We start from the raw sequence: 15,286 nt of genomic DNA, 5'->3' as shown, positions 1-15,286 counted from the left end.
CTGCGTTTGCCTGACTACGAAAGGTAAATGATCAGCTTTGATGTTCGAATGATCAAAATCAATGTATCATTCGCTCATGGTGATTGACGGTAGACAGGTCGAGATAGTGCGAGCTCTGAAGGCCTCCGAGTCTGTGTCGGTGGCAGATCTGGCACGCGATCTGAATACTTCCGAGGTCACAATCCGTCGAGATCTCGCCGAATTGGAAACTGCCGGGCTGCTCCGAAGGGTACGCGGTGGTGCGGTTAGTGCAGTGTTGCGTGGTGACGAGCTTCCGTTCGTCCTGCGTGAGATGGAGGGGGCGGCGGAGAAGGCGCGAATCGCGGCCACCGCAGTCAATTTGATTGCCGATGGTGAAGCAGTGCTGCTCGACGGTGGTACGACGGGGCTGGCAGCAGCCCACGAGTTGTCGTCCCGCAATGTCACCGTGATGCCGTTGGCGGCGCACGCGATTCCCGTTCTCTTGGAGGCTGCAACGGTGAGATTGTTACTGCCTGGGGGAACGGTCCGTAGTGGGGAGACCTCCATGGTGGGTCCGATGGTGGAGCAGAACCTCGCTACGCTGAGATTCGACACAGTCTTGCTGACCTGCTGCGGACTGAGTCGAAAGAGCGGGGTTACTGCCTACGACATGCAGGATGCGGCGGTCAAACGGGCTGCTCTGGCGTCGTCTACGCGAGTGATCGCCATGGCCGATTCGAGCAAGTTCACTCGTACCGCACTGGCGGTCGTTTGTGCGCTCGATCGGATCGACGTGTTGGTCACAGATGTCGGGGCTCCTCAGGACGTGGTGGCAGAGTTGAGGGACGAGGGGATCCAGGTTCTCTGTGTCTGAGTATCGGACTGTATTGAAGCTGGATGCCGACTGACTGGGCGCATCGTGGAGTCGGCGGGCCTAACCTGACCTTCGAAGAGACGTCGAATTATCTTGTGGTGAAACAAATCCAATGTTCTTTGGCGGAGGTGGCGGCGTGGTGATCGTGGACCGGTTCAGTGAACGATTTTTGGTTTTCCGCATTCGCGTAGCTCTGCGGCGTGCCAACAACGAGCGCGTACGAAATCTGCTGCGTGAGTTGGGTGACTTCGTCGGCGTAGATGAGGGCGCGGATATCGACGCTGTGCTCGATCTCGCAGGCTCGAATGTGTATACGGAGGAACGAGCGTTTCTGGTTGGTTTGCGTTTGGCGGCCGCAACGAGCTCTAAGCGCCGCTGACGGCTCCCGTTCGGGTTGATCACTGTTTCTGTGGCACGGTTATGGGTGTGCGCAACTTCCTAGTTGATCCTCCTTCGGTGGCGAGCTTTAATTGCGGTCGGCAAGGTTCGCAAAGGTGGATTTTCCGATGTACAGGTGAGCTTGCATCCCGTATTGCTTTGCAGCAGATATATTTTCAGCTCTATCATCGATGAAGATGATGTCTTCCGCGCAGCCGCCTATTGCGGTGTGTGCCTGCGAGAAGATTTCCAGGTTGGGTTTGACCATCTTCAGGCTCGCGCTGAAGATGAGTTGATCGAAGAATCGGGCTAGCTCGGAACCTGCAATCGCTGAGGCCAATTCGTTTGGCGCGTTCGACAGTAGATGTAGTTTCGAGCCGCGGCGGTGTTGATTCTCGATCCATGCGACGCTATCTCGATCGAAGTGCATCCACCCTGCGATATCGATCTCCACAAGAGTTTTCAATGTGTTCGGATCGATTGGAACTGATTGCGCTAGAACATTTTTCCAGTATCCGTGTGCGGACTGGCCCGCGTCATACGCCGGGCGAAAAGCCCAGTAGTTGGCAGTGAAGTCGATTCGATCCATTCCTGTGACGGCGATCAGTTCGTCGATGGATCGTGGATCCTGGGGTTGAGAGATGACCTCGCCGTAGTCGATCAAATATGTGGGCACTAGAGACTCCTTCAAGTTCTGCTTGTAGCAATGCGATGTTCGTTGCCGGGGCCTGAACAGAGAGCGACGCCGTGGGGTCCCGGGCCGCGGCTGGCGCACCGGTGTGGCCGCGACCCAATCGTACATCTATTGTGATCAAACGAAAACAGCGAATGATCAATATGGAGCCTATGGACTTCGATTCTGATCGCTTGGACTGAAGATCAATCGGTAGCGCTTGCGAGGAATCGTCGCGATGCCAGGTGCAGATTCCGTCGAACGGTCTGCCGGAATGTGCGTAGGGGGATCACGCGGAGTTCTTCAGCAATTCGAGGGCTGCGTCCCGGCCGACGTCGAAGGGGTCGGTGCCGATACCGATCCCGTCTGCGACGAGGGCACCTTCGTGAAGCAGCATTATTGCCTCGACGAGACGTTCGTCGGTTTGCCCTTCCGTCGCCAGAATGCGCCGAAAAAGGTCCAACATCTCCCGCTTCTGTTCGGCGATGACAGCGAACACCTGATGTGAACGATCACTGAACTCGGCGTGGGCGTTGATCATGCTGCACCCCTTGCCTCCGCTCGCCCCAGACCAGGAGGCGGAAGCATCGAATACCGCACTCAACTGTTCGGCGCGACTTTCTCCGGCTGATTCGATCTTCTTGTCGCGAAAGGCTCGCCACCGCCGATCTCGGTCCTTCAGGTACTCCACGACGAGACCGTCCTTCGATCCGAACCGCTCGTACAGAGTTTTCTTAGTGACCCCGGCGTCCAGTGCGAGGGTATCCACGCCTACGGCGTGAATACCCTTTTCGTAGAACAACTTCGACGCAGACTCCAGGATGCGACGCGCTTTCGGCGTCAATTCGGGTACGGATTCTTCTGCCATGGACAAAAGTATACCGATCTGTATAGTCGAGTCCATGAGTAAACAGATCGGTATACCTCGGATCGTCACCTCGAGATCTGCCGTGACGGCTACCTTGTCGGTCCTGTTCGTCGCGTGCTGGAGCTCGGGTTTCATCGGAGCCAAACTCGGGGCCGGCAGTGCCGAGATCCCCACGTTGCTGATGTGGCGGTTCCTTCCGCTCGCGGCGGTACTCGTCCCGATTGTCTGGCTGTCCGCCCGGCGCCGGAACATGGTGCCGACACCGCGGGCTCTCGGCAGGCAGGTGGTGATCGGGATGCTCTCTCAGAGCGGCTACCTGTTGTCGGTGTACTGGGCAGTCGATCTGGGCGTGAACACCGGGACAACTGCGTTGATCGACGGTATTCAGCCGCTGGTGGCAGCCGCGCTGCTCGGTCCGGTCCTCGGTGTCGCAGTCCCGCGGATGCAGTGGATCGGATTGGCGATCGGACTGGGCGGCGTCGCGATGGTCACGGCAGCCGACGCCGGAGCTGGTACATCGGCGCCGTGGTGGGCGTACGCGATTCCGTTCCTGGGGATGGTGAGCCTGGTTGCATCCACCTTCGTCCAGCAACGCGCTCCCACGTCCACGCCACCTCTGCAGGCTCTGGCCATCCACTGCTCGACCAGTGCAATAGTTTTCACGACACTGGCGGTGGCCTCAGGTGTCGCCGTACCGCCAAGCGTCAACGCATTCTGGATTGCATTGCTCTGGTTAGTCGTGCTGTCCACCTTCGGCGGTTACGGGCTGTACTGGTTATTGCTCCGTCGCATCGGCATCACGTCCGTCAACACGTTGATGTTCTTGATCGCCCCCGTCACCGCGGTCTGGGGCGCGTTGATGTTCGGAGAATCCTTCACTCCGTTCACCGCGCTCGGCTTGGCGGTGGGCATCCTTGCTGTCGTCGTGGTCACGAGGGTGGACAATCGCTCGAAGAAGCGGGGCGAGAGTACGGATTCCTGCCCGGTCAGAACTCCGATCACGTCGCGCTGACGAAGCCCGATCGGGATGTGAACCGCTCGCGAAGCGCGGTGAGTTGTTCTGCGGTGAGCTTCAGTCCGTTGATTGCGTAGCCTTCGACTGTGCCGAAGTGCGTGCGCATTTCGTCGAGAGCGGCGTCGAAGTAGCTGTCACGGACTCCGCGGAGGGGTCGTAGCAGTTCTGCGTCAACGCCTTTGCTGGCGGCGAAGTCGAGTATAGGTTCCGTCATGGGAGCCAGATCGGTATTCCGTCTCCAGATAGTCGGGCGTCGAGTGCGGCCGGCAGGCTGACGAAGTTGCGGTTCGCTTCTTCCATCTGTGCGATCCCACGGCCGCCGCTGACGGTCTCGACGTACGCGACCGGGTCCGTCATGAGTAGTCCGGTGGCCGCAGCATTTTGGGCATTGTCGGCGAGTGCGTCGAGCCAGCTCTCTGCCCCACTCGCCGGAGTCCTGACGGAACGTGAGAACGAAATCCTCATCTTTCTGCGCACCACGATGACTGCAGACGAGATCGCTGCGCATCTCGGCATTGCCTATCGCACCGTGAAGACACATATTCGCTCGATCTACCGCAAATTGGGTGTGACCAAAAGGCGCGCCGCTGTTCAAGCAGCCGACAACCTAGACCGCGGGATCGGGCGCGATTCCGCGGCGGAGGCTGCGAACCGTCAGGTCCAAGGCCTGTAGTCGCGTCCCGGAACCGCGGTTCACGTAGTCCATGGACGTGTAGAGCAGTGACCACAGAAGGTTCTGCACCCAGTCCGAACCCATGTCGGGGTCGATGGACCCGTCGGAGTGTCCGCGCTCGATGGCGTCGGTGACTTCGTCGTCGTTCGACGCGGACTCGGCAAACGAATCTTCTTGATACACGCCGGGAGTGAAGAACAGGACCGTCAAAAGGTCGGCCAGTTCGAAGTACTCGTGGCACAGGCGAACCAGTGCCTCGGCTCCGGTGCCCTCACCGAGTCGCGCCGCCGCTGCGGCCTCACCGACGGCGCGGGTGGCCTCGGCGGCGACTGCGTCGACCAGGTCTGACCGTTCGGGAAAGTAGCGGTGCAAAGTGGTGCGGCCGACCTTCGCGGCCGAAGCGATCTCGCTGAGCGTCGCGGCAGGCTTGGATGCGAACACCGAAACGGCAGCATCGAGGATGGCCTTCCGGGTGCGCTCGCGGGTCGCGCTTTGTTCTGGTGCGCTGTGGATCGTTGTCACGAATTCGAAGCGTAGCCGGGTCCGGTTTCGGTATCCAGTGTTTCCGTATCGGAATTCCTCTTGCCCTTTATGGAACATTCGTGTTCCATAAATTCATGCTTGAATCCGATGCTCCTCAGCCCGCGCCGAAATGGAGCAATCTCCGCGTCCTCTCGGAGTTCGCTCGTCCTCATCTGCCCTCTCTCCTGCTCGGGTTGGTCTTGGCTCTGTGCGGCTCCGCGGCAACGCTGGCAACGCCGATGGTCACCAAGTGGGTTCTCGACACGCTCGATACCGGTGCGTCGCTGCAAGGGCCGATCCTCACGCTCGTCGTTCTTCTGGTCGTCGGTGCGGTGCTCGGCTGTGCTCAGTGGATCGTTCTCGGAACCGCCGCTGAGAAGGTTGTGTTCGACGCCCGATCTTCGCTGGTGAGGCGATTCCTCGCCGCGACCGTACCTTCGCTGCAATCGCGGTCGGTCGGTGAATTGGTCACCCGGGTCACGTCGGACACCTTGCTGCTGCGGGAGGCGGCGTCGTCGGCCGCGGTGAATATTTTGAACGCAGCCGCGTTGACCATCGGGACGATTGTTCTGATGGGCGTTCTGGATCTGCCGTTGTTGGGCGTGACCATGGTGGCAATCGTGTTCGCCTCCGTACTCTTTGCCGTTCTGATGCCCCGGATCTCCGCAGCCGAAGCGCGAACTCAGGAATCGCTCGGTCAGCTCGGCGGCGTTCTCGAGGGTGGCTTGCGTGCGATCCGGACGGTCAAGGTTTCCCTCGCCGAGGATCGCGTCGGCGCTCTGGTGACGAACAATGCGTCCGATGCGAAAAAGCATGCGATCACGGCGGTGCGCGTGTCGGCAACCGCGTGGACTGTCGCGTGGACCGCCATTCAAGGCTCGATCATTGCCATCCTCGGCTTCGGTGCTTGGCGAGTCGCCGACGGCGAAATGGCAGTCTCGACACTCATCGCGTTTCTGCTCTACGCCTTCACCCTGATGGGGCCGGTGTCGGAGCTTGCGCAGAACGTGACCTCCGTTCAGTCAGGAATTGCGGCTGCGATTCGGATCCGCGAGATGCAGTCGTTGCCCACCGAGCAGTACGACGAGGTCGTGAACGTCGTCGAGAACACGAACGCTGCCGCGCCACTCGTCGAGTTGCGCGACGTCACCGTGAGCTACCACGGCTCGAACCGGCCGGCGTTGCGTGATGTCTCGCTCGTCATTCCGGAGCGCGGGCACATGGCCATCGTCGGCCCGTCGGGCGCGGGCAAGACGACGTTGCTCTCGACGGTGCTGCGATTCGTCGAACCGAGCTCGGGTGAGGTTCTCCTGCACGGAGTTGGTTACGACGCGCTCGATCACCGCGCCGTACGCGAGAGTCTCGCGTACGTGGAGCAGGAGACACCGGTGGTACCCGGAACTATTCGGGAGAACGTCGTCTTCAGTCACCCCGACGCAACGGACGAAGAAGTGCAGTCTGTTTTGCGCTTGCTCCGGCTCGACGACGCGATCGAGGCCCTGCCCAACGGACTCGACACCGCTCTGACGGCCACCTCGCTGTCGGGCGGCCAACGTCAGCGGATCGCGATGGCGCGCGCAGTTCTGCGGCCGAGCGCGCTACTTCTGCTCGACGAAGCCACTGCCCAGGTCGACACGCTCACCGAAGCCGCGATAGTCGACGCGATCAACGAACGTGCACGCACCGGGGCTGTGGTGACCATCGCTCACCGGCTTTCGACCGTGCGCGACGCAGACTGGATCGTGGTGATGGAAGACGGGCGGATTCGGAACATCGGCAACCATGACGAGCTCATGGACAAGGACGATCTGTACCGCGACATGGTGGTTGCCGGCCGGCTCGATCAGGGCGAGGCAATGCTGGAGGATTGTTGACCCGACGCGTCGGCGTGTGCGAGAGTGCTCGTACCGAGCGATCGCTCGGTCGGGATGTTCTTTCGGAGGTGGCTGGTGGCAATCGATCTGACGTACGCGCCCGAGGTGGTGGCGCTGATCGAGAAGACGCGCGACTTCACTCGCAACGTAGTGCTCCCTATCGAAGACGAACATGCCGGAGACATCGCGGTTGCGGGTGGCGATAGCATCCGCATCGAGATGCAGGCTGCGGCAAAAGAAGCCGGTGTCTTCGCTCCGCATGCGCCGATCGAGTACGGCGGTCACGGACTCAACATGAGTGACCGCGCGCCGGTCTTCGAGGAAGCCGGCTACTCGCTCTTCGGGCCGACGGCGCTCAACATCGCTGCGCCGGACGAGGGCAATGTTCACATGCTTGCGCACGTCGCGAACGAAGCGCAGAAACAGCAGTTCCTCGCGCCGCTCGCGAGCGGGGACATGCGGTCGGCATTCGCCATGACCGAACCCGCGCCCGGAGCCGGATCCGATCCCTCGGCCTTGAACACCCGCGCGGAGAAGGTTCCCGGCGGCTGGAAGATCAACGGTAAGAAATGGTTCATCACCGGCGCCGACGGTGCCGGATTCTTCATCATCATGGCGCGCACCTCCGGCGAACCAGGGCAGCGCGGCGGAGCGACCATGTTCCTGGCGCCGACGGACACTGCAGGCCTGATCGTGGGTCGACACATCGACACCCTCGACAAGGCCATGATCGGCGGGCACTGCGAGGTCACGTTCGAAGATCTCTTCGTTCCCGGCGAGGCAGTTCTCGGCGAGGTTGATCAGGGTTTCGCCTACGCGCAGGTTCGGCTCGGCCCCGCCCGCATGACGCACGTGATGCGCTGGCTCGGTGCGGCGCGCCGCGGCCACGACGTTGCCGTGGCCAGGGTTGCCGAACGCGAAGGTTTCGGCTCGAAACTCGGTGATCTCGGAATGGTCCAGAAGATGGTCGCTGACAACGAGATCGACATCGCAGCCAGCCGCGCACTTCTGGTGCAGGCCTGCTTCGAACTCGATCGAGGTGGGCACGCAAGCAACGCGACGTCCATCGCCAAAACCTATGCGGCCGAGGCGATCTTCCGGATCGTCGATCGCTCCATTCAGATGTGTGGCGGAATGGGTGTGTCCGGCGATCTGCCGCTGGCGCGGTTGTCCCGCGAAGTGCGTCCCTTCCGCGTCTACGACGGCCCGTCCGAGGTTCATCGCTGGGCCATTGCGAAACGTGTTGTCGGAGCTGCGAAGCGCGCGGCGCGGGAGGAGTCGAAGTGACGGACTTTCCAGGACTCGATCTGGCGGCGCTGCACAAATATCTGCAAGCCTCCGACGTCACTGTCAGCGGTGAGTTGCGAGCCGAACTGATTTCGGGCGGCAAATCCAACCTCACGTACGGAATCTTCGACGACAACTCGAAGTGGATTCTGCGTCGTCCACCCACTGCTGGTCTCACACCGTCGGCGCATGACGTCGCGCGCGAGTTCCGAATCACCTCGGCGTTGCAGAACACTGCAGTACCCGTCGCTCCGACTGTCGTGCTGTGCGAGGACGCCTCGGTGATGGGTGCGTCGTTCACGGTGGTCGAATTTGTCACCGGCCAAGTGATCCGGACCAAAACTGAACTGGAAGCTGTTCCGGCAGAGCAGGTCACGCAGTGCACTGACGAGTTGGTGCGCGTCCTGGCTGCCCTGCACGACGTCGACTACAACGCGGTCGGTCTCGGCGAACTCGGCCGACCCAACGGCTACGTGGCCCGACAGGTCAAGTTGTGGGCCGGTCAATGGTCACGCGTCAAGACCGAGGACTCGGCGGACGTGGACAGATTGGCGTCGAGCCTCGCGGACATGATTCCGGCCGAATCCGCTTCGTCGATCGTGCACGGCGACTACCGAATCGACAACACGATTCTCGCGGCGAACGACGTCACCAAGGTTGCCGCAGTGGTGGACTGGGAACTCTCGACGCTGGGAGATCCGCTGGCCGACATCGCGATGATGTGCGTCTACCGCCACCCCGCGTTGGACCTGGTTCTGGGTGAGCCCGCCGCGTGGACCAGTCTCTCGCTACCCTCCGTTGTCGATCTGGCGCAACGGTATTCGGTCGTGTCAGGTCGAGAACTGGCGCACTGGAATTTCTATATGGCGCTCGGATTCTTCAAACTCGCAGTCGTGGCGCAAGGTATCGATCACCGATTCCGAGCAGGCGCCACCGTCGGGGGAGGATTCGACAAGGCTGGATCTTCTGTGCCGGAACTGATCTCGGCTGGGCTCAACGCACTGCAAGGGAAATTCGAATGAGTCGATCAGCACTGGTTACCGGTGCCTCCAAGGGAATCGGGCTTGGCATCGCAACACGCTTGGCGTCGCAAGGGTATGGGCTGACCATCACCGCCCGCGACGCCGAACGACTCGCCGTCGTCGCCGAAGAACTTACGCGTGCCGGGTCGCCGGACGTCGTAGTCTCCGCCGGCGACATGGCGGACGAGAACTTCGCCGAAGCACTCGTGGCCACGCACGGCGAGCGGTTCGGCTCCATGCGGGCCCTCATCCTCAACGCCGGAGTGGGAACCAGTGGGCGAGTAGCGGACTACCCCATGCGACGTTTCGACAAGACCGTCGCCGTCAATCTCCGGACACCGTTCGCACTCCTGCAAGCATCGCTGCCGCTCCTGCGCAATGCGGCGGACGCGGACCTCGCCGGCGGGGCAAAGGTGATCGCCCTCGCCTCGATGGCCGGCGTGTATGCCGAGAGCGGCCTGGCCGTCTACGGAGCCACCAAAGCTGCGCTCATTTCGATGGTCGAGGCACTCAACGCCGAGGAATCCGGCAACGGCGTCAGCGCCACGGCCATCGCTCCCGGCTACGTCGACACGGATATGTCAGCGTGGACGCACGATCGGATCACACCCGACAAAATGATCAAGGTCGACGACATCGTCGAGTTGGTGGACGGACTGCTCAAGCTCTCGTCTCGAGCAGTGGTTCCGAAGGTCGTCATGACGAGGGCCGGAACCAACGGCTACTCCGCCTGATCAATCCAGCTTGGCTTCGCCGCGCTTGCGGAAGAAGTGGAACCCTGGCACTCCGACAATCGCCTGCCGCAGGTCCTTGACCACTCCGAGGAGTTCGTGGATCTCGGGCGAGACGGAGTCCAGGGTTCCGAGGATGGGCAGCACTGCGGCCACTCGGTCGGTGAGCTCGGGCAGTTGGTCGATCAGTTTGATCGCGGCGCTGACCTCCGCCTCGGAAAGGTCGTCGGCGAATCTGGCGGCCAGCGGCGCGAGCTGCAACGCAATGGGCTCGTAGATCTCGAGGAGTTCTCCCGCGATGTCCGAGGTCTGCTCGACTGCTTCGACCAACGTCTCCGCTCGAACGGTCACGGCGGCGGCTCCGATGACCACACGGTCGACGTTGTCAGCGATCTGGTTGATGCGTGCCACCAACCTCTCGACGGCGAAGAGGAGCGCCTCGAGTCGAGTGGGCAGGGTGACCGCAAAAGCGGCCGTGGACAGGGACCAGTGCACCACGTCGCCGACGGAGCGGACGACGGTGGAGCTTCCGGGTAAAACTAGAGCCATCCCTCGATACTGCCTGATGTGACGTCAAAGTACAGGTAAATCTCACATTCACGAGGGGCGCGGCGTCTTCGAGGTGTCGGTGCCGGCGCGGACAATCAATTCACCCGCTGCCTGCTGCACCGCGCAACCTGGAAGGATCGAGACATGACGGCAATCCGGACGCATACCGTGATCGACTCGCCGATCGGGGCGTTGACGCTGGTAGCGGCAGGTGAGAACCTCTGCGGGCTGTACATGGCGGAGCATCGTCACAAGCCGGACGAGTCCACGTTCGGTGATCGTTCCGCGGCGGTCTTCGGTGAAGTCGAGTCGCAGCTCACGGAGTACTTCGAGGGTGATCGCACGGAGTTCTCCGTGCCGCTGGCGCCCGTGGGTACGGAGTTCCAGAAGCGGGTGTGGGATGTCTTGCGAACAATCCCGTACGGCGAAACCTGGACCTACATGGAGCTCGCGCAAACTTTGGGTAACCCACTTGTGATCCGTGCGGCCGCTGCGGCAAACGGTAAGAATCCGATCAGCATCATCGTTCCCTGCCATCGTGTGGTCGGAAGCGACGGAAGCCTGACCGGTTTCGCCGGCGGCCTCGAGCGCAAGCGGTTTCTGCTCGACCGCGAGCACGGCGGCGAATCGGATGTCCTCTTCTGATGCGCTCGACTCACAATTCGGTGATCGGGAACGTCTACCGATCGTGACACTGAAACCGTTCGAAGACGTCGTGACCGAATACGGTGCTGTGGTCCTTCGGGTCTGCCGTGCGGTGGTCGGCCCCGTCGACGCCGAGGACGCGTGGTCCGAGACGTTCATCGCAGCGATGCGGGCCTATCCGGATCTGAACCCGGGCGCGAACATCGAAGCTTGGCTGGTGACCATCGCGCATCGGAAGGCGATCGACATCACCCGGGTTCGTGCCCGCGTGGCCGTACCGACAGACGACGTTCCGGAATTGCCGACGCGAATCGGCGTACCGGGAACGTGGGATCACGAATTGTGGGACGCACTCGAACAACTACCGCTCAAACAACGCGCGGCGGTTGCCTATCACTTTCTGGGTGGGCTGCCGTACGCAGAGATCGCGGACATCCTCGGTAATACTCCGGCGGCCGCCAGACGTGCGGGCGCCGACGGTATCGCCACCTTACGAAGAACCTACTTGTCCGCGACTGCTGCGGAAGGGAGTCACTCATGAGTACCGATGTGTTCGGGGCACTTCCAGTCGTTGACGCCGACGCTCTGATCCGCCTACGCGCACGCCTCGCTGCGCAGGCGTCCGAAGCCGAATTGATCGACGTGGCGTATCGAACCGTCGATTCACCTGTTGGAAAGCTACTGCTGGCGGCGACCGATGTGGGTTTGGTGCGGGTTGCTTTTGCCGTCGAAGGGCACGATCTGGTTCTGGAACGGTTGGCCGACACGGTCAGCCCCCGAGTTCTGCATTACCCGCGAAGGCTCGACAACGTCGCTCGGGAGCTGGACGAGTACTTTGCCGGTGTGCGTAGAGAATTCGATCTGAACTTGGATTTCCGACTCGCGAAGGGATTCCGACGCGAAGTGTTGCGCCATCTCCCCGAAATTGAATACGGCCACACCGCAAGCTATTCGGTGGTCGCAGCAGCGTCGGGTAGCCCACGTGCCGTGCGTGCCGTGGGGACAGCATGCGCCAAGAACCCGCTGCCGTTGGTGGTCCCGTGCCACCGGGTGGTGCGCAGCGACGGCAGCCTCGGACAGTATGCGGGTGGCCCCGAACTGAAAGCGATTCTGCTGGATCTGGAATCGAACCGGTGAGCGAGGTGAAGCTGCACTTTCAGTCACCGTATGCGGTCGAACCGCTCACTGGCGCATTGCGGGCTCACTGCGTCGCCGGCTTGGAGCGTCACGACGACGGTGTTCACACCAGGGTCATACCGTTGCCTTCCGGCCGGGCAGTCGTGTCGGTGTCGTGGAGTGACGACTGCGTGGTGGTAAATGCTGATGCACCAGAATCGGATTCCGAGGTGCTCGAGGCGACCGTGCGTCGTTGGCTCGACCTCGACGCCGATCACACCGCTATCGAGGAAGCGTTCGGCAGCGACGAGTTGTTGGCCCCACTCGTGGCTGCCCGTCCGGGATTGCGGGTGCTCGGCTCGGTGGACGGGTTCGAGACTGCGGTGCTCACCGTTCTGGGACAACAGGTTTCGCTCGGCGCGGCGAGGACGTTCGGTGGACGCTTTGTCGGCGCATTCGGGGAGTCGGTGGAAGGGGAGTTTCTGGCCTTCCCTCATCCGGGCGCGGTGGCGGCGCAATCGCCGGAGAACATTCAGAAAGCCGTTGGATTGACCACCGCGCGCGCAAAAACTGTGCACACGTTGGCAACTGCGGCAGCGAACGGCCTCGAACTCACCTGGGATGCGGATCCCGTCAAATTTCGACAAGAGTTGTTGGCGCTACCGGGAATCGGGCCGTGGACCGCCGACTATCTCACCGTTCGAATTCTCGGTGATCGCGACGCATTCGTACCCGATGATCTTGTGTTGAAACGTGCATTGGGGGTTTCGTCAGGCAAAGAGGCCGCAGCGTTGTCGGAGCGATGGCGACCCTGGCGAGCCTATGCGCTCTTTCATCTGTGGACCAAAGAAGCGTTTCTGTAGTCGATCAGTCTTTGGCGCGGGCCAGTTCGGACGGCCACCAGATGCGTTTTCCGATGTCATGTGAGAGCGCCGGAACCAGGACGCTGCGCACGATGATCGTATCGAGCAGCACGCCGAAGGCCACGGCGAAACCGATCTCGGCGAGGAAGACCAGCGGCAGGATGCCCAGTACGGCAAATGTTGCGGCCAAGACGATTCCGGCTGAGGTGATCACACCGCCCGTCACTGCAAGGCCGCGCAGAACACCTGTGCGGGTGCCGAATTCTCCCGTCTCTTCCCGCACTCGGGTCATGAGGAAGATGTTGTAGTCGATGCCCAACGCGACCAGGAACACGAAGGCGAACAGCGGGAACGATTGATCCGCCCCGGCGAACCCGAATACGTGTGTGAAGAAGAATCCGCTCACACCGAGTGTCGCCGCGAAGGAAAGCACCACGGTGACAATGAGAATCACCGGGATCAACAGAGCACGAAGCAAAGCGGCCAAGACCAGGAAGATCACCACCAGCACGATCGGGATGATCAGGTTTCTGTCGCGGATCGAGGCAGCCTGGACATCAAGGGTGGTGGCCGTGCTGCCGCCGACAAGAGCGTCGGCACCAGGCACGTCGTGCACCGCCGTCCGCAGTCGCTTGACAGTGTCGACTGCCTGCGGTGAATCATAGGAGTCGGCGAGGGTCGCGTTGATCATGGTTCGGCCGTCGATCGGTGCAACGGCGAAAGCTGCAGGGGCGCAACCCGCAGCGGCGGCTTGTGCAACGGCAGCGGGGTTGGTCTTGATCAGCTCGCTGACCTTCGCGACGTCCACCTGCGTGCAGACTGCGCCGGGATCCTGCGAGATACCTTCGACACCGCTGGCAGCCTTGATGACGGCATCAGCTTGGTCGGCGTTTGTGGTGATCACGGCCGGCGCGCCCGCTCCGGGATCAAATTTCGAGTCGTAGAGTTCTTGTCCGACAACGGCGTCGGGACGATTGGTGAAGCTCTCGGTGGACGTCAGACCGTCGGTCTTGAGACTGCCGATCCCGGCGGCGAACAAGATGATCAGCAGAACTGTCGCACCGATCCACAGCGGTCGGTCCTTGCTGCCGACGGCCTCGGCGATCTTGCCCCACAACCCGTGCGTCGTAAGGTCTGCGGCGTGATCGACCTTGGGCTTGCGTGGCCAGAAGACCCACCGACCGGTGGCAGCCAGAGCGACCGGCATGAACGTCATCATCACCAGGTAAGTGCACGCGATGCCGATGGCGGCAACGGGTCCGAGGCTCTTGTTGGAGTTGAGCTGGGAGAACGTCAAGCAGAGCAGACCGAGAATTACTGTGACAGCTGAAGCCGTGATTGCGGGCGCAGATTCACGCCAGGCCTTGATCATCGCGTCGAATCGATTGGGATACACGTGTAGTTCTTCGCGGTAGCGCGAGATCAAGAGCAAGGCGTAGTCGGTACCTGCACCGATCACCAGGACGAAGAGGATGCCTTGAGATTGGCCGGTCAACGTGAGTACTTCGGCCTTCGCGAGGAAGTAGATCACCATCGAGGACAAGCCGATTGCGAGGAGTGCGGAGAACAGCGGAAAGAACCACAGGACAGGCGACCGGTACACGACAAGCAGGATGAGGATCACGACCAGAAGTGCCGCACCCAGCAGTGCTCCGTCCAGACCGGCAAAGGCGTCGATGAAGGCAACGAGTAGCCCACCTGGTCCGGCGGGAAGTACCTCGACATCACCGGCAGCCTGCTTCGCGGCGTCGATGACGTTCTGTTCGGTGGTCGCCAGGACATCGCCTGCCACGGCGGTGTCGCCGTCTTTGGCGACGAGTGGCACGAAGATCGACGCAGTTGTGCCGTCGGCGGAGTACTGGGTGGGCTGCATCCCGTCGGCGTCTACTCCGGAGATGCCGGCAATAGCGCCGTACGCCGAGTTGATTGCAGACTTGTCTGCCTCGGTGAGGGCCGAATCCCGATGGAACAGAACAAAACCAGGGATTGTCTCGACGGCAAGGAAGTTCGCGGATTGGTTGCTGACAATCGTCGATTCGGCGGAACTCGGGAGGTACGAGGCGTTGTCGTTCTTTTGAACCTCGGCGAGTTTTCCTTGGAACGAACCACCGAATCCGCCTGCGACGAAGGCGAAGATCGCAAGGGCGATCACGGTGAAGATCGGCAGGCGAAGGCGTTTGACCGCTCCGCGCTCGTTCCGTTCTGCGTCAGTTGTATCCAGCTTGGTCATGGTTC

General features: G+C 61.5%; 19 protein-coding genes. 12 read left to right on the top strand and 7 right to left on the bottom strand.

From position 1 onward, the window contains the following. Positions 1-76: 76 nt before the first annotated feature. Both QM716_RS16965 and QM716_RS16960 read left to right on the top strand, forming a co-directional pair. Positions 77-835: a DeoR/GlpR family DNA-binding transcription regulator gene (locus QM716_RS16965; protein WP_283305195.1), complete on the top strand. Its 759-nt coding sequence runs from the start codon at positions 77-79 to the stop codon at positions 833-835. Between the two features lie 136 nt (positions 836-971). Next, on the top strand, positions 972-1,214 hold the full coding sequence (locus QM716_RS16960) for a hypothetical protein (protein ID WP_283305194.1): 243 nt from the start codon (positions 972-974) through the stop codon (positions 1,212-1,214). An 87-nt stretch (positions 1,215-1,301) separates the two neighbouring features. Here QM716_RS16960 and QM716_RS16955 read toward each other — a convergent pair whose 3' ends face one another. After that, positions 1,302-1,889, bottom strand: coding sequence for an HAD-IA family hydrolase (locus QM716_RS16955; protein ID WP_283305193.1), 588 nt, complete (start codon positions 1,887-1,889; stop codon positions 1,302-1,304). A gap of 286 nt (positions 1,890-2,175) precedes the next feature. Further along, entirely contained in the window at positions 2,176-2,754 is a 579-nt protein-coding gene (locus QM716_RS16950) for a TetR/AcrR family transcriptional regulator (protein WP_283305192.1), read from the bottom strand. An 82-nt stretch (positions 2,755-2,836) separates the two neighbouring features. Between QM716_RS16950 and QM716_RS16945 the strand changes: the two genes are divergently transcribed. After that, positions 2,837-3,766, top strand: a complete 930-nt coding sequence (locus QM716_RS16945; RefSeq protein ID WP_502942083.1) for a DMT family transporter — start codon at positions 2,837-2,839, stop codon at positions 3,764-3,766. On the opposite strand, the gene QM716_RS16940 is transcribed toward QM716_RS16945, so the two are convergent. Continuing rightward, positions 3,753-3,983: a tyrosine-protein phosphatase gene (locus QM716_RS16940; protein ID WP_283305190.1), complete on the bottom strand. Its 231-nt coding sequence runs from the start codon at positions 3,981-3,983 to the stop codon at positions 3,753-3,755. The genes QM716_RS16945 and QM716_RS16940 overlap by 14 nt on opposite strands. Next, complete coding sequence (locus tag QM716_RS16935) at positions 3,980-4,126, bottom strand: hypothetical protein (RefSeq protein WP_283305189.1); 147 nt, start codon at positions 4,124-4,126, stop codon at positions 3,980-3,982. The genes QM716_RS16940 and QM716_RS16935 overlap by 4 nt, the downstream gene beginning before the upstream one ends. Here QM716_RS16935 and QM716_RS16930 point away from each other — a divergent pair. Further along, on the top strand, positions 4,125-4,442 hold the full coding sequence (locus QM716_RS16930; RefSeq protein ID WP_283305188.1) for a helix-turn-helix domain-containing protein: 318 nt from the start codon (positions 4,125-4,127) through the stop codon (positions 4,440-4,442). The genes QM716_RS16935 and QM716_RS16930 overlap by 2 nt on opposite strands. Here QM716_RS16930 and QM716_RS16925 read toward each other — a convergent pair. After that, positions 4,377-4,964, bottom strand: a complete 588-nt coding sequence (locus QM716_RS16925; protein ID WP_283305187.1) for a TetR/AcrR family transcriptional regulator — start codon at positions 4,962-4,964, stop codon at positions 4,377-4,379. The two genes, QM716_RS16930 and QM716_RS16925, sit on opposite strands and share 66 nt — an antisense overlap. Before the next feature lie 95 nt (positions 4,965-5,059). Between QM716_RS16925 and QM716_RS16920 the strand changes: the two genes are divergently transcribed. From QM716_RS16920 to QM716_RS16905, 4 genes are all read left to right on the top strand, one after another. Further along, entirely contained in the window at positions 5,060-6,838 is a 1,779-nt protein-coding gene (locus tag QM716_RS16920; protein ID WP_283305186.1) for an ABC transporter ATP-binding protein, read from the top strand. A 75-nt stretch (positions 6,839-6,913) separates the two neighbouring features. Continuing rightward, a complete protein-coding gene (locus QM716_RS16915) occupies positions 6,914-8,125 on the top strand; it encodes an acyl-CoA dehydrogenase family protein (RefSeq protein ID WP_283305185.1) in 1,212 nt (403 codons plus the stop codon). Then, complete coding sequence (locus QM716_RS16910; protein ID WP_283305184.1) at positions 8,122-9,147, top strand: phosphotransferase family protein; 1,026 nt, start codon at positions 8,122-8,124, stop codon at positions 9,145-9,147. Before QM716_RS16915 ends, QM716_RS16910 begins: the two co-directional genes overlap by 4 nt. Continuing rightward, positions 9,144-9,881 (top strand): SDR family NAD(P)-dependent oxidoreductase, encoded by a 738-nt coding sequence (locus QM716_RS16905; protein WP_283305183.1) that lies wholly within the window; start codon positions 9,144-9,146, stop codon positions 9,879-9,881. Before QM716_RS16910 ends, QM716_RS16905 begins: the two co-directional genes overlap by 4 nt. Here QM716_RS16905 and QM716_RS16900 read toward each other — a convergent pair whose 3' ends face one another. Beyond that, entirely contained in the window at positions 9,882-10,427 is a 546-nt protein-coding gene (locus QM716_RS16900; RefSeq protein ID WP_283305182.1) for a ribulose 1,5-bisphosphate carboxylase large subunit, read from the bottom strand. Positions 10,428-10,571: 144 nt separating this feature from the next. On the opposite strand from QM716_RS16900, the gene QM716_RS16895 reads away from it, so the two are divergent. Genes QM716_RS16895 through QM716_RS16880 form a run of 4 tightly spaced genes read left to right on the top strand, consistent with a single transcriptional unit; the run spans position 10,572 to position 13,051 of the window. After that, positions 10,572-11,072 carry a methylated-DNA--[protein]-cysteine S-methyltransferase gene (locus tag QM716_RS16895; RefSeq protein ID WP_283305181.1) on the top strand — a complete coding sequence of 167 codons (501 nt, stop codon included), beginning with the start codon at positions 10,572-10,574 and terminating at the stop codon, positions 11,070-11,072. After that, positions 11,059-11,613, top strand: a complete 555-nt coding sequence (locus QM716_RS16890; protein WP_283305180.1) for an RNA polymerase sigma factor — start codon at positions 11,059-11,061, stop codon at positions 11,611-11,613. The genes QM716_RS16895 and QM716_RS16890 overlap by 14 nt, the downstream gene beginning before the upstream one ends. Continuing rightward, positions 11,610-12,209 (top strand): methylated-DNA--[protein]-cysteine S-methyltransferase, encoded by a 600-nt coding sequence (locus QM716_RS16885; protein WP_283305179.1) that lies wholly within the window; start codon positions 11,610-11,612, stop codon positions 12,207-12,209. The genes QM716_RS16890 and QM716_RS16885 overlap by 4 nt, the downstream gene beginning before the upstream one ends. Continuing rightward, complete coding sequence (locus QM716_RS16880) at positions 12,206-13,051, top strand: DNA-3-methyladenine glycosylase family protein (protein WP_283305178.1); 846 nt, start codon at positions 12,206-12,208, stop codon at positions 13,049-13,051. Before QM716_RS16885 ends, QM716_RS16880 begins: the two co-directional genes overlap by 4 nt. 4 nt (positions 13,052-13,055) lie before the next feature. Here QM716_RS16880 and QM716_RS16875 read toward each other — a convergent pair whose 3' ends face one another. Then, the gene (locus tag QM716_RS16875) at positions 13,056-15,281 is read right to left on the bottom strand and encodes an MMPL family transporter (RefSeq protein ID WP_283305177.1); all 2,226 of its coding nucleotides are present in this window, start codon (positions 15,279-15,281) and stop codon (positions 13,056-13,058) included. Between the last annotated feature and the right edge of the window lie 5 nt (positions 15,282-15,286).

The sequence above is a fragment of the Rhodococcus sp. IEGM 1409 genome (genome assembly GCF_030056735.1).
Taxonomy (GTDB): Bacteria; Actinomycetota; Actinomycetes; order Mycobacteriales; family Mycobacteriaceae; genus Rhodococcus_F.
This window is presented reverse-complemented; position numbering and strand designations above follow the sequence as displayed.